Source organism: Vibrio sp. CCUG 15886, assembly GCF_028570825.1.
Taxonomy (GTDB): Bacteria; Pseudomonadota; Gammaproteobacteria; order Enterobacterales; family Vibrionaceae; genus Vibrio; species Vibrio vulnificus_B.
In genome coordinates this window covers 337,779-351,629 of record NZ_JAQQBT010000002.1, presented here as the reverse complement: position 1 = coordinate 351,629, position 13,851 = coordinate 337,779, and the positions used below count along the sequence as shown (strand labels likewise).

Annotated in this window: 12 protein-coding genes; all 12 read right to left on the bottom strand. The window is 48.6% G+C overall.

Annotated elements, in window-relative coordinates; genetic code table 11:
- Positions 1–56: 56 nt before the first annotated feature.
- Positions 57–1,100, bottom strand: a complete 1,044-nt coding sequence (gene fliM, locus PQQ36_RS08355; protein WP_011079841.1) for a flagellar motor switch protein FliM — start codon at positions 1,098–1,100, stop codon at positions 57–59.
- A 7-nt stretch (positions 1,101–1,107) separates the two neighbouring features.
- A complete protein-coding gene (gene fliL / locus PQQ36_RS08350) occupies positions 1,108–1,605 on the bottom strand; it encodes a flagellar basal body-associated protein FliL (protein WP_011079840.1) in 498 nt (165 codons plus the stop codon).
- Positions 1,606–1,641: 36 nt separating this feature from the next.
- The gene (locus tag PQQ36_RS08345) at positions 1,642–3,690 is read right to left on the bottom strand and encodes a flagellar hook-length control protein FliK (protein ID WP_273660726.1); all 2,049 of its coding nucleotides are present in this window, start codon (positions 3,688–3,690) and stop codon (positions 1,642–1,644) included.
- Between the two features lie 105 nt (positions 3,691–3,795).
- The gene (gene fliJ, locus PQQ36_RS08340) at positions 3,796–4,227 is read right to left on the bottom strand and encodes a flagellar export protein FliJ (RefSeq protein WP_013571300.1); all 432 of its coding nucleotides are present in this window, start codon (positions 4,225–4,227) and stop codon (positions 3,796–3,798) included.
- A gap of 3 nt (positions 4,228–4,230) precedes the next feature.
- Positions 4,231–5,553, bottom strand: a complete 1,323-nt coding sequence (fliI, locus tag PQQ36_RS08335) for a flagellar protein export ATPase FliI (RefSeq protein WP_026130674.1) — start codon at positions 5,551–5,553, stop codon at positions 4,231–4,233.
- The gene (gene fliH / locus PQQ36_RS08330) at positions 5,553–6,353 is read right to left on the bottom strand and encodes a flagellar assembly protein FliH (protein ID WP_225470476.1); all 801 of its coding nucleotides are present in this window, start codon (positions 6,351–6,353) and stop codon (positions 5,553–5,555) included. Before fliH ends, fliI begins: the two co-directional genes overlap by 1 nt.
- Positions 6,354–6,449: 96 nt before the next feature.
- Positions 6,450–7,505, bottom strand: a complete 1,056-nt coding sequence (gene fliG, locus PQQ36_RS08325) for a flagellar motor switch protein FliG (protein ID WP_011079835.1) — start codon at positions 7,503–7,505, stop codon at positions 6,450–6,452.
- Positions 7,498–9,177: a flagellar basal-body MS-ring/collar protein FliF gene (gene fliF / locus PQQ36_RS08320; protein ID WP_226048905.1), complete on the bottom strand. Its 1,680-nt coding sequence runs from the start codon at positions 9,175–9,177 to the stop codon at positions 7,498–7,500. The genes fliG and fliF overlap by 8 nt, the downstream gene beginning before the upstream one ends.
- Positions 9,178–9,258: 81 nt before the next feature.
- Positions 9,259–9,570, bottom strand: a complete 312-nt coding sequence (gene fliE, locus PQQ36_RS08315) for a flagellar hook-basal body complex protein FliE (RefSeq protein WP_011079833.1) — start codon at positions 9,568–9,570, stop codon at positions 9,259–9,261.
- Between the two features lie 129 nt (positions 9,571–9,699).
- Complete coding sequence (locus tag PQQ36_RS08310; protein ID WP_013571298.1) at positions 9,700–11,115, bottom strand: sigma-54-dependent transcriptional regulator; 1,416 nt, start codon at positions 11,113–11,115, stop codon at positions 9,700–9,702.
- A 26-nt stretch (positions 11,116–11,141) separates the two neighbouring features.
- Positions 11,142–12,176, bottom strand: coding sequence for a sensor histidine kinase (locus PQQ36_RS08305; protein WP_011079831.1), 1,035 nt, complete (start codon positions 12,174–12,176; stop codon positions 11,142–11,144).
- Between the two features lie 122 nt (positions 12,177–12,298).
- Complete coding sequence (locus PQQ36_RS08300) at positions 12,299–13,762, bottom strand: sigma-54 dependent transcriptional regulator (protein ID WP_011079830.1); 1,464 nt, start codon at positions 13,760–13,762, stop codon at positions 12,299–12,301.
- Positions 13,763–13,851: the final 89 nt, after the last annotated feature.

Genomic DNA, 13,851 nt, shown 5'->3' with positions numbered 1-13,851 from the left:
TTTTACTTACTATTTAACTCAATACTAGACGAACATTTTGCTCTCAGTCGCGAGCATTAATCATCATCGTCGTCACTTTCTAGTTCAGACATGATGTCTTTCCCTAAGAAAGTTAAATCGGTTTTCACCACATGAGGGCGTTCAATTTCTTCGGAAATTTGTACCGCCAGTTTCTCGTTAGACTGCCCCATTTTCACGCGGTAAGTAGGCAGTTCCTCTACAAACATCACGGCGTGCTTAGGCATTTCTATCGGAATGACGTCCCCTGGACGAAGTTCCATCAAATCGCGCAGCGAGATATCTTTCTCCAGCAAATTGACACGGAAATTCACCGGACAATCCATAATCTCTTCACGCAGAGCAGAGCTCCAACGTACGTCCGTTTCCATTTTGTCCGATTGCACACCCGCATCAAGCAATTCGCGGATGGGTTCAACCATGGAATACGGCATGACCACATGGAAGTCACCGCCGCCGCCGTCCACTTCGATATGGAACGAACTCACAACAATCACTTCCGTTGGGCTAACAATGTTCGCCATACTCGGGTTCACTTCCGAATCGAGATACTCAAATTCTACCCCCATCACAGGCGACCAAGCTTCTTTGTAGTCTTCAAATACGATTTTCAGTAGAAGCTGTATGATACGTCGCTCTGTTGGGGTAAATTCGCGACCTTCAATTTTGGCGTGGAAGCGACCATCGCCACCAAAAAAGTTCTCTACCAGAATAAACACCAAACGCGCTTCCATGGTGATCAACGCGGTACCTTTTAACGGCCTGAAGCGAACCATGTTCAAACTGGTGGGTACATATAGCGTATTTTGGTATTCACCAAACTTCATCATTTGCACGCCGTTGATCGAAACTTCGGCGGTTTTTCTCAACATGTTGAATAAACTGATGCGCATATGACGAGCAAAACGTTCATTGATCAGTTCCAAGGTCGGCATGCGACCACGAACAATCCTATCTTGTGAGGAGAAATCGAAATTAACGGCGCTGCCTAGATCATCCTCTATCGGCTCGTCTATCTCATCGACATCATCCACCCCATGAAGGAGCGCATCAATCTCGTCTTGGCTTAATAGATCGGTCACGCTATACCTACTGAATCACAAAGTCGGTAAACAATACTTTCTCAATCACAGGCTGACCTACCGATTTCGTCAGCGCTGCTTTAATGTCATCTGTGGCTTTATCACGTAGCTCCGTTCGACCAGTAGGTGAACGCAACTGCTCAACCGTTGCCGAAGCAAACGTTGATAGCAATGAACTTTCAATCAACGGCGAATGGTAACGGGCAAGGTTTTCATTTTCTGTACCACGAACCATCAACTGCACTTTGATCTGTACCATTCGATTGCGGTTGTCACCCGTGACGTTAAACACGAATGGCTGAGCGATATTAACGTATGCGATGGGCGCTTCAACAGGCTGAGCTTGGACTTGTGCAGCGGCTTCCTCTTCTGCAGGATCCGATCCCATCAAAAAGAACGCAGCACCACCGCCACCGGCGAGTAATACCACCACAGCAATGATGATGATTAGAAGTTTACTTTTCCCTTTTGGTGCTTCTTCACCGTTTTGCAATTCTTCTGCCATGAGCTGCTCTACCTATCAAACTTAACAATTTGTATTTTATGCGTAAAAACTGATTCCATCACGCTTTGATGTGACATTTAAGTCAAGTTTAACGTCAGCCTCAAGGTTTTCCTCATTTGAAGAGGCAAATCTGCTGCTTTGTTGTCCATTCCCTTGTCCATCAGCACTGTATTGTCTCTGCTGCTGACCAGAGGCTTGCTGTTGAACTGACGAATCGGCCAATTGCATCCCTTGTTGGGCGAGCATTTCCCGCAGTCTTGGCAATGTTTGTTCAATGATGTCACGCGCTTGCGGGTTGGTGACAGTGAAATGCACGTTGGCGATGTCATTGTTCATCGTCATGCGGATTTGCATGCGGCCAAGCTCCGGTGGGTCCAGACGAATATCAAGTTGTTTGAGGTTCTTTGACATCATCATTTGCACTTTTTCTGCCACCTGCTCATTCGCTAACTCTCGCGTTAATGGCATTGACGGTTGTTGCGCTGCGACGTTCTCTGCTCTCGTTTGCCCAGTCACTGTCTGCGCACTGTAGAGAGAGGCCGTTGGTTGAGCACCCTGAGTCTCAGTACTTGTTTGCTTCGATGAGCTTTTTACGCTAGCAAGGCCAGCCGCCGCTAATGCCGCCTGCATCGATTGCACTTGAGATTTAGCCACATCCGGAGACGCGGCAGGATTAAACGCGGTTGGTATCGTATTCGCCGTTATGCCATCAGGCAGAACCATGGCGGCTTTGTCTGCGCTCAATGGGACAGTTGTGGCCGTATTGGGCTGAGCAAGTGCCGTATGCACCGCTTGCGCTAATGCTGCGCTGCCTGCCGTTTTGGCAGCGGCGCTATCTTGATGCTTTGGCTGAACGGATTGAGGCGACGTCCAATCAATGGCGGCATGTCGTTCACTCCCCCCTTCCGAAGGGGTAAGTTGCGGCTGAGTGGTAGCCGCGATAACAGGTAATCTTGTCGTCCATTCTGATGGGGGGAAATCCGCCACCATTTGACCCGATTTCAAACCATCGAGAATTTTTTGCTCAGGCGCACTTAAAGGTTGCGCCGCCGCTAATTTTTGCTCAATGACCACTAACAACTCGAGTGACACCACTTGTGGTGTTTCACTTGAAGACGTTGCACTATTTTTCACCGAATTGACGCCCATGGCGCTGCTAACAAGCAACGCTTGTTGATCCATATCAGCACTTGGCTGAACGTCCTTGCCGAGTGCCGCACTATTAGCAAGGTGGCCCGCTTGAGGCTGCGGCATCACCTCGCGCCAATCTTGTGGCAATTCAGTCTCGGCCACTTGCGCGTTGATGATTTGAGCTTGATGAGCAGCATCAATAGGTTGTGCTTGACTAACAGCCTGTTGATCAAGATGCGCGGAATAGTGGGACAAGCTTTGCCCTTGTTGGGCCGCAATCAACGCTTGTTCGTCATCGAGTGCATCACGTTGTGGCTGCACAGAAGTCGATGCAGCTGCAATGGCTGCGCTCGATTCAATGTCTGGCGATGCGTTTTGTGGCAAGCCTTTGCCACTTGTCTCTTTCAGCGCAGCATTCGACTGTTCTAACTGACCTAGAATTTTGGAGCCTTCCTGCATCACCGCTTGCTTGGCGTTGTCATCTTGTGCCACGGTGTCTTTTGCTGCGGCAGGAGTGCCTTTCAATACATCACTGTCTGTATTTACGCGACTAAGTGATTGATTCGATTTGTCATCTTCACTGCTAAGTCCTGCTGAAGAGTCTTGGTCTAATTTCGATTCGGCCACGCGCTGGGACGAAGAGAGGTCTGCTTCTGACTCAAGCTCTAACACCTCATCAACCGAACTATCTGATGGGCCAACCTTTGCCTCACTTGTCTCAGCAGTGTTATCAAGAGCACTGCTCCCTTTAACGCCTTCCGATTGAGCGCCTTGCGATGCTTTTGCTGCGATATTGCCGTCCGCTTCCGTTTTTCCAGAGGAGAAGACTTCAGAAAGGGTCTGCAAAAAACCTTTGGAGTCCGTCGAGTCGGCCGTGGTGGTTGCAGCCAAACTTTCGCCACTTTGACTGGTGGTCTTTGCTGTCGTGGAAACGGGTTGCAGATTCACATTCATAATTCGAGTCTCTTAGCCGCGCTAAAATGGGTTAAAATCCAATGCTTTCCAGCCTTGGTATTGAGCTAAAAAAATAGCCTGCAAAAAGCAAGCCACTTCTCTCATTTAGCGCCGTGAATAGAGCAAGGTTGAAAACTCATCCATCTGTTTCTGCTCTCGCTTTGCTTCTGCTTTGAGTTTCTCTTGCTGTTTTTTCTCAATCATCCACTCGTAGGATTTTCGTTGCTTGCGCACTTCTAGCCAATAATGTTCACAGTTTTCAACTTGTTGTTTAAATTGTGTTTCTGCTTGCTTTTGCTTAGAGAGCGTTTCATCCAGTTTACCGAGGAATCGATGCAAATGAACAAACTGGCTGGCCGTTAAACCATTTTGCCCTCGCTCGACGAGCTGCTGGCAATAATCCAGGCGATACTTTTCAATTTGAGCCAATTGAGCGTAGTAACCTTCCAGCTCCGATTTCGCCTTATTCAGCGCCATCACCGCTTGGTTTTCTTTCTCTTTGGTCTGCTCAAGCAGAAAGTCCATTGCGTTTTCCATCGATTACTGCACTCCAAGCACGTTCTTCAACATGTTGACACACATGGCATAAGGCACGGTTTCTTTCATCCGTTGTTGCAAGTATTCGTCCAACTTCGGCTTCAATGTGAAAGCACTGTCAATAGCTGGATCGGTACCCGGTTTATAAGCGCCAATCGACACCAAATCTTGGTTTTTACGACAAATAGACAACACTTGGCGCACCGCTTTCGACATCAGCACATGCTCTTCGGTAGTGATTTGTGGCATGACTCGGCTCACGGACTTCTCAACGTCAATCGCCGGATAATGACCCGCATCGGCCATTTCACGTGAAAGGACGATATGGCCATCCAAGATGGCGCGCGATGCGTCTGCGATCGGGTCTTGAAGGTCATCGCCTTCCGTTAAAACGGTAAAGAATGCGGTGATCGAGCCTTGTTGCGGGCCGCCATTACCAGCGCGCTCCACCAGCGCAGGCAATTTGGCAAACACCGAAGGTGGATAACCTTTGGTGGCAGGCGGTTCACCGACCGACAGTGCAATTTCACGCTGCGCTTGGGCAAAGCGTGTCAATGAATCCATCAGGAGCAACACATCCAACCCTTGATCACGGAAATATTCCGCGATGGTGAGGGCCGTCTGACAACCTTTTAAGCGCATAAGCGGCGATGCATCCGCGGGCGCCGCGACGACGACGGAACGCTTGCGTCCATCTTCACCGAGAATTTCTTCGATGAACTCTTTAACTTCTCGGCCACGTTCACCGATTAATCCCACCACAACCACTTGGGCGGTGGTACCACGGGTCATCATACCTAGCGTGACCGATTTACCCACACCAGAGCCCGCAAACAGGCCAATACGTTGGCCTTTTCCCACCGTAAGTAAGCCGTTAATGGCTTTCAAGCCGACATCGAGCGGCTCGGTAATGGGCTTGCGTGCAAGGGGGTTAATCGGTTCCGCATTAAAAGAAGCGCGATGTTCGGTGTAAATTGGGCCTAAACCATCCAAGGGGTTGCCCACACCGTCAATCACACGACCTAGCAGTTCCATGCCCACGGGCAAACCACTTTCGCTGGTTAACGGCGTCACTTTAGCGCCGGGCAGAATGCCACCGATTTGCTCGCTCGGCATCAGAAATAGATTGTCACCCGAAAAGCCGACAACTTCGGCTTCCATCTGGCCCGTCATGGTTTCAACCAAACACAAACTGCCGATGGGAGCTCGACAACCTGTCGCTTCCAGCGTTAGACCGACAACACGCACCAGTTTACCTGAGGCGACCGGACGGCTGCCCAAGCCTTGTACTCTGTAGCTTTTGAGTCTCTCTGCTAGCGCAATCATCATTCACCTCCGTGGTGACGATTCTTACCACAGAAATTCTGTATCACTTGCTTGATGCGCTCTTCCATCCGGTAGCTAACGCTGGATTCGCCCGCTTCGATTTGTACATCGCCACGGTTCAGGGCTGGTTCACTGAGTAAGGTCCAGTTGCGGAAGTTGAGATCATCCTCGCCATACGCAGAGCGGATGATGTCGACATCGTCGGGATTGAGGCGCAGCGTAATGGGATGCCCAGCAATAGGCAGACTTTCAACCGAGGCTTTAACGGTGTCTAAGATCACTTGCGGGTTGGTTTGTACCTCGACATGCACCACTTCTTTAACCAAGCACAACACCATATCCACCAGTTGTTTTTCCACTTGGTTGTTCATCAGCTCTAATGGCTGGGCAAACTGGTTAGCAAGATTAATAAAGGTATCGACCTGCTGCTTGATGTGTTCTTGACCCGCTTCAATGCCTTCATTTTTGCCCTGTTCAAGGCCTTCTTCATGACCGGCTTGAAAACCTTCTTCTTTGCCTTTATCAAAACCTTGTTTAAAGCCCGCTTCTTGACCTTGGAACAAACCTTCCTGATAAGCGCCTTGCTTAATCAGTTCGATTTGCTCTTCGGTTAACTCAAGGACAGCTTCTTCTTCCGGTTGTTCGAAATCCGGCATCCAGCCAGGATCGTAGTTAAACGCCGTTTCTTTGGCTTGCTTGTTTACCTCAGAGCCGTAATCAGGCAATCCCCAACGCTGAGGTTGTGGAACGGCATCATCTTCACCAGGGCGGATAAAACCACGTTTTCTCTCGTTAGCCATGGATCGGTTACCTCTGAATGGTCACATGTAAAACTCAGTCATTGAGTTTTCATTGTTCTTAAGGAAACAAAGCCCCAACTCGGGGCTTGTCTGTAATTACAAGAATTCGTCTGCGCCACCGGACAGCATGATTTCTCCGCTGTCGGCCAAACGACGAGCAATGGCGAGAATTTCTTTCTGCGCCGCTTCCACATCGGCAACACGCACTGGTGGCATTGCTTCGATGTCGTCTTTCATCATCTCAGCAGCACGTTTCGACATGTTCTTGAAGATCTTCTCACGAAGACCATCATCGGCACCTTTAAGGGCTTTCTGTAGTACGTCTTGTGGGACGTCACGCAGCAATTTCTGGATACCTTGATCGTCCACTTCGATAAGGTTCTCGAATACGAACATGAGATCTTGGATTTGCGTCGCCAAATCTTCGTCTTGGTCGCGAATCTGCTCCATCAACAAACCTTCGACGTTGTTGTCGAGGTAGTTCATGATCTCTGCTGCTGCCTTCAGGCCGCCAATTTTCGCTGCTTGCGCGCCCGCTTGGCCGGCAAACTGTTTCTCCATGATTTCGTTCAACTCAGCCAGTGCTGAAGGTTGAACTTCCTCAAGGTTGGCGATACGCATCATCAAGTCAAGACGTACGCGCTCTGGGAATTGCGCGATGATCTCGGCTGATTGATCGGCTTCCAAGTAGGACAGTACGATCGTCTGAATTTGTGGGTGTTCGTTAACAATGATGCTCGCCACTTGTCGTGGGTCCATCCATTTCAACGAATCGAGACCTTTCGAACCCGTACCCAACAAGATCTGATCCACCAAGTTATTGGCTTTATCAGCACCCAGTGCCGCGATCAAGGTATTACGCATGAAGTCTTCACTGCCCATACCGATGTTGGTGTACTTCTGAATGTCTTCCAAGAAAGCACGGTGCACTGCCGAAACTTTGTCTTGGCTGAGGTCTTTGGCGCGCGCCATCGCACTACCCACACGCTGAACCTGCTTGGGCTCTAAGTGGCGGATAATGCCGGCGGCGTCTTGTTCGTTTAAACTCAGCAGCAAAATTGCTGCTTTTTCTTCACCTGATATCGAACTGATATCAACTTCTGGTGTATCCATCGAGCCGTCTTCGTTCCCGTTTACAATTTCGTTAGCCATTTATCATCCAATTTTTGACCACTTGTGCTGCCAGTTCAGGTTCATTTGCCACGAGGGCACGAACCGCTTTCAGCACATCTTCGTCCTTGTGTAGGTTAGGGAGATCGATACTAGAGCCAAACTCAAACAGCTCACCTGCATCAATATCGCTACCGATTAGGCTGGTTTCACCATCGGCACCAATCGGTAAGCCATCTGGTCCATACATTTCGTCATCGTCATCACCCGCTGGGTTGAGCAGTTTCTTCATCGCAGGGCGGATCAGAACTAAGATCACCACAATAATGACTAAGGCACTGGCAAACCAACGAATCCAATCGTTGAAGTTAGGATGTTCCCAAATAGGCACATCCGCCAATTGCTCCTGCTCTGGCTCGGCAAATGGCATACTTAATACGTTGAGCAAGTCACCGCGATTTTCACTAAAGCCGACGGTACCGACAAGCACTTGGCGAATCGCGTTAATTTCCGCCTCGCTGCGAGGTGTATACGTCACATCACCTGTATCAGGATTGATGGTGGCGCGATCTTTAATGGCGACTGCGACGGTTTGACGGTTAATCACACCCATTTGCTTACGCTCATGACTGATGGTGGTGTCCAATTCAAAGTTACGTGTCGATTCTTTACGTACCGATCCTTGACCGAGCACCGAGCCATCTTTCATTTGAGCAACATCTTGAGGAATCGACGCATCGGCAGGTGGCTGATTACTCAGGGCACCGGGCACTCCGGCCACCATGTTGCCATTGTTGTAATCTTCAAGTGCGTATTCGCTTCGTGTCGCGGGCGTATTCGGATCAAACTGCTTACGCGTTTGTTCGACCGCACTGAAGTCCATTTCGATATCCACTTGGGCGGTATAGTTACCGAAGCCTAAGATAGGGATCAAAACGGAGTCGATTTTTTCACGCAGCGCTTGTTCTTGATTACGCTCCAACTCTTGCTCTTTACGGCGAGCTGCTGAAACGGGATCTTGAGAGCCAGAATTGAGCAAGCGGCCATGTTGATCCGTGACGGTCACACGCGAGGTTTTCATCCCTGGCACGGCACTGGCTACCATGTCGACAATCGAATCGACTTCTTGCTGCTTGAGGTTGGAGCCGGTATTTAAGGTCAAGAACACAGAGGCGGACGCTTCTTGGTTGTGGCGCACAAACACACTCTGTTTTGGCAACGCGAGAAGCACTTTGGCTTTGCGCACTTGCTTCATCTCTTCGATCGCTTTACCCAGTTGGCGCTCTCGACTCAGCTTCAAACGCTCTTGTTCAAGACGCTGTGAAACCCCAAATCCCATATCTTGCAGCAAGATATCATCGCCTGCTTGGGTACTTTGATTCAGGCCAGAGCGTACCATGTCCAATTTGATGGAATTGAATTCACTCGTTTCAACCAAAATGGTGTTGCCATCCAGTTTGTAATTGATTTTTTGCTGGTCTAAATGATCCAGTACGGGAATCAGTTCTTCGGTTTCAAACACACCCAATGGTCGCATTTCTGGCTCTTTAACCCAGAAAAACAACATCACAATCAAAGCGACACAGATGGAAATCGAGAGGACTAACACGACCTGACGTAATAAATCTAAATCACCCACGGCCATATCAAACTTAGAAGAGCTACGCTCGTCTAAATCTGGATTCTGACTGTCCATATCCATATCAGAATGCATGGTTAACGCTTTACTGGAACCATCATCAGTCAGTGCTAGATCGGTTGATTTATTTTCTTCAGCCACAGTTTACTACCCACATTAGACTGGCATGTTCATAAGGTCTTTGTATGCCTCGACCAGTTTATTTCTAACCTGTACCGTGGCTTCAAATGCGACGCTGGATTTGTTTCTCGCAATCATGACATCGGAAAGAGAAACATCCGCGTCACCGCGATCAAAGCGGGTTTGCAAATCACTTGAGCTCTTTTGCAGTGAGTTAACGTTATTGATGGCCTGATTTAGCAAAGTGCTAAAATCGGCACTGACTTTCGCGCCCGTCGCCGGTGCGGTCGTGTTGCTTGCTTCAAGCATCATGGCGCGCATTTCGCCGTTAAATCCATCAATTCTCATCGTTACCTCTAAGCCAAAAGTTTGACTAACTATTTTGCTGTAATATTGACACAGCAATTAGCATGCCATATTGCCCGTTATGGCTGGCCAGTTTACCTGAGTCAGGCAATCTGACCAAGATTTCAAATCCTATCCCGGGATCTCGATACCAGCATCGCGCATTTTGGCTAGCTTATAGCGTAAAGTTCTGGGGCTAATCCCCAGCTTATCCGCCATTTCTTTGCGGCGACCCTGACATTCAATCAATGTTTCCAAGATAATGGCGTACTCTTGATCGCGCAGCTCACTGCCTAGGCTGTCGCCCACAGACAGACCGCGAATCATGCCTTCAGGCTCAGCCTGAGCGATCGGTTTTATGTCTGGCGCAATGTGCTCTTGTTGCTGCACCACATGCTGCAAGCTGTCGGCATCTTGCCAATCCACCCCTTCAAGCAAGATATGCTCGTGGGAAATGTCACCATTTTCACTGAGGATCAGCGCACGCTGCACTACATTATCTAGCTCACGCACATTACCTGGCCATGGGTATTGCAACAGCTTCTCCAACGCACTTGGTGAGAAACGCGGCACTGGGATACCTTGCTTGGTACAATGGCGCTCTGCTAAATGCTTCGCCAGCGGTGTGATGTCTCCTTGACGGTCACACAACGCAGGCCAAGTGATTGGGAAAACGTTCAGGCGGTAGTACAAATCTTCACGGAAGTTGCCCGCTGAGACATACTGTTTGAGATCGCGGTTACTGGTGGCCAGCACGCGAACATCAAGCTTAATGCTCTTGCGACTACCTAAACGTTCCACTTCACGCTCTTGCAAAACACGCAACAGTTTCGCTTGAAGGTTCAAATCCATTTCGCTGATTTCATCGAGCAAAATGGTGCCACCTTGGGCTTGTTCAAATTTCCCCGGACAAGCTTGAACCGCCCCGGTAAACGCACCTTTCTCGTAGCCAAATAGGGTTGCTTCCAACATATTGTCGGGAATAGCAGCACAGTTAATGGCAATGAAAGGCCCATCTTTGCGCGGCGAGGCATTGTGAATGTAGCGTGATAGCACTTCTTTGCCCGAGCCACTAGGCCCAAGAACCATTACGTTGGCATCGGTACGAGCGACTTTGTCCGCCAATGCCAATAAGCGTAAGCTTTTTTCGTCCGCAACAACGGCATCGCCATTGTCTTCAGATTTTACAGGTGCGTAGCGGCTGACCATATTGAGCAAGACTTCTGGCGCAAAAGGCTTAGCCATGTAGTCAATCGCTCCTTCCTTCATCGCCGACACGGCGTCTTCGATGTTGGCGTACGCTGTCATCAGCAACACGGGTAAATTTGGCCAGTTTTGTTTGATGCTACGTAACAGTGCTAAGCCACCCATGCCCGCCATTTGTACATCAGAAACGACAATATCGACCGGATTGGCTTTCAGCTTTACCAAAGCATCTTCTGCGCAATCCGCTTCTAGCCATTCATAACCTGCTAATGCCAATGTGTCGACTAGCGCTTCGCGCAGACCTTCATCGTCTTCTACGATTAACACTTTGCTTTGAGCCATCTTGATTCTCCAGTGTTGTTACGCGCTCATTCTGCATCTGCAGATTGAGTTCTTTCCAAAGGGATACACATGGTGAAGCAAGCACCATCCCCTTCTTCCGATAATAATTCTAGTCGGCCCTCATGAGCACGACAGACCATTTGTACCACGGCCAAACCTAAACCCGTTCCTTGAGAACGAGTGGTAAAAAAAGGTTCCATGATTTTGTTTTGCAGCTCTTTCGGCACTCCAGGGCCACTGTCTTGCACTGAAATACGCAGCTCACCATTGACTGGGCGGAAAAACACATCGATTTGCGCTTCTTTCCCCGCAATTTGAATGGCGTTCATCACTAAGTTACTCAATGCAGAAGCGATGGCATTGGCATTACCTAAAATTACTGTTTGCTCCTCTTCCACCTCTTGGCCGTAATCAATGTGATTGCTTTTCAATGCGGTCTCAACCATGGGCTGAAACTCACTGACCAGTTGAGCGATGGTGAAAGGTTTAATGACTTTGTTGTCGCCGCCTTTGGCAAATAACAACATATCGTTGACCTGTTTTTCCAAATCCTGCAAGCGATCCATCAGCTTTGATTGAAAACGCTCTCGCGTTGTATTAGGCAGGTTAGGAGCAGAAAGGTTTGAGGCGTAAAGCATCGCACTAGAGAGCGGGGTTCGAACTTGATGCGCCAAAGACGCGACCATGCGTCCTAACGAAGATAACCGCTGTAAATCACTCACACGAGATTGCAACAAGCGTGTTTCGGTTAGGTCAGTGATCAAAATGAGTTGGCCTGTCGCAGAAGCCGAAATGGCTAGGCGGACTTTTCGACCATTACGCAGGGACACTTCATGACCATCATCTTCGCGTGGATCGAACGCTGCTTGGATCACCGAAAACCAGCGCTCGTTCACCAAGGGCACTTCTAGAATTCGATGCGCTTCTGGATTGGCTTCTCGCACCACCCCTTGAGTATCAAGCAAAATCACTCCCGCTGGCATCACATCAAGCACTTGCTTGTAACGTTCTACCTGACTTTCTACCGAGTCTAAGTGGGATTGATTGGTTAAATTATCCATGCGCTGTCGAAATCTCGCCTCAAATACTAGAATAGCCTAACACGCAAAATGCATGCCAGGCTATTTTTGTTTATTATCAATGCGTTAGGTGATTGACAATAAGTTGACGCTGAAATGGTTTTCTAACGTTGCATATTGTATTTACGCATTTTCTCAACCAATGTGGTGCGACGCATCCCCAACATATCAGCAGCACGAGCCACGACACCGCCTTGTGCTTCTAACGCTTGGTTGATCATGTTCACTTCCAAATCCGCAAGAAGTTCTTTCAAGTTAACCCCTTCAGGCGGCAAGGATTGAGGAGCATCGAAGTGGTCATCAAAGTTATTTCTCGCCGCTAGATCGAAGCTTTCAGAGAAAATATCTTCCAATACGTCGCGCTCTTGATCTTCAATCGAATTGAACGATGACGTCTCTGGTTGGAATTCAGGAATGTCACTGTAACGATATTTGGTTGGCAAGTGATTCACGTCTACCAAACTATTTGGATAGAGGATCACCATACGCTCAACCAAGTTCGCCAATTCACGCACATTACCTGGCCAATCATGCTCCATTAAGGAGTTGATCGCACGAGGGGTGAAACAAATCGGTAATCCCCCTTCGGCTTGCAGACGTGTCATGAGCTCTTGCAGTAACAAAGGAATGTCTTCTTTGCGCTCTTTAAGCGCAGGCATCTCAATGGGGAACACGTTGAGACGGTAGAAAAGATCTTCGCGGAACTTTTCATCGTCGATCATGGTTTCTAAATTGCGATGTGTTGCCGCAATAATGCGCACATTGGCTTTAATGGTGGTGTTACCACCTACGCGTTCAAAACAGCGCTCTTGCAGCACACGAAGCAACTTAACCTGCATTGCCATTGGCATATCGCCAATTTCATCCAAGAAAAGTGTGCCACCTTCAGCTAACTCAAAACGCCCTTTGCGCGTGGTTAATGCACCAGTGAAGGCCCCTTTTTCGTGACCAAACAATTCACTTTCAAGTAAATCTGGTGGAATCGCACCACAGTTGATTGGCACAAAAGGACCATTGCGACGTGAGGAATGATAGTGGATATTACGCGCGACCACTTCTTTACCCGTCCCCGATTCACCCAAGATCAAAACATTCGCTTCGGTCGCTGCCACTTGTTCGATTAGATGACGAACTTCTTGAATACCTAAGCTTTGACCGACAAGACTGCGGAAGAGGGTATTCTTACGTGCCGAGGCAACAACATTGACGCCTTTACGACCCAAAAACTCTTTACAGTGTCTTAGTGCTTCGCTGAGCTGAGGATAGTTGAGTGGGAATTCCAACTCACCAATCAGGTTAGGCAGGTGTTCTACAGGATGAGAAAAATCCCCCAACACGAGTAAAGGGATATGGTGGGCGGAGTTCAGTTTTGCCATCACAGTTGTGATGGACTTATTGTCGACGAAACCAACGATAACCCCTGACCAGATCTTTGACCAATCTGCATTTTCTATCTGATCAGAACGTAGGGCTTCGCAACTCTCTCCAACGAATTCCAGTATATTGCGTAAGTTAAGACGATTTGCTTCATCGTCTTCTATTACAAGCAGCTTTGCCAAACCTTGCATAAGTACCGATTATTGCCTTTGTTTTATGATGTGTTGCGGCCAAACCTTGATATGCGAAATCAAAATGATCAATTTGTTTAAAGATCACT

Excerpts from the sequence above, each read along its gene's own strand:
- fliL (WP_011079840.1), bottom strand. The coding sequence starts at position 1,605 with ATGGCAGAAGAATTGCAAAACGGTGAAGAAGCACCAAAAGGGAAAAGT.
- PQQ36_RS08345 (WP_273660726.1), bottom strand. The coding sequence starts at position 3,690 with ATGAATGTGAATCTGCAACCCGTTTCCACGACAGCAAAGACCACCAGT.
- fliJ (WP_013571300.1), bottom strand. The coding sequence starts at position 4,227 with ATGGAAAACGCAATGGACTTTCTGCTTGAGCAGACCAAAGAGAAAGAA.
- fliI (WP_026130674.1), bottom strand. The coding sequence starts at position 5,553 with ATGATTGCGCTAGCAGAGAGACTCAAAAGCTACAGAGTACAAGGCTTG.
- fliH (WP_225470476.1), bottom strand. The coding sequence starts at position 6,353 with ATGGCTAACGAGAGAAAACGTGGTTTTATCCGCCCTGGTGAAGATGAT.
- fliG (WP_011079835.1), bottom strand. The coding sequence starts at position 7,505 with ATGGCTAACGAAATTGTAAACGGGAACGAAGACGGCTCGATGGATACA.
- fliF (WP_226048905.1), bottom strand. The coding sequence starts at position 9,177 with ATGCATTCTGATATGGATATGGACAGTCAGAATCCAGATTTAGACGAG.
- fliE (WP_011079833.1), bottom strand. The coding sequence starts at position 9,570 with ATGAGAATTGATGGATTTAACGGCGAAATGCGCGCCATGATGCTTGAA.
- PQQ36_RS08310 (WP_013571298.1), bottom strand. The coding sequence starts at position 11,115 with ATGGCTCAAAGCAAAGTGTTAATCGTAGAAGACGATGAAGGTCTGCGC.
- PQQ36_RS08305 (WP_011079831.1), bottom strand. The coding sequence starts at position 12,176 with ATGGATAATTTAACCAATCAATCCCACTTAGACTCGGTAGAAAGTCAG.
- PQQ36_RS08300 (WP_011079830.1), bottom strand. The coding sequence starts at position 13,762 with ATGCAAGGTTTGGCAAAGCTGCTTGTAATAGAAGACGATGAAGCAAAT.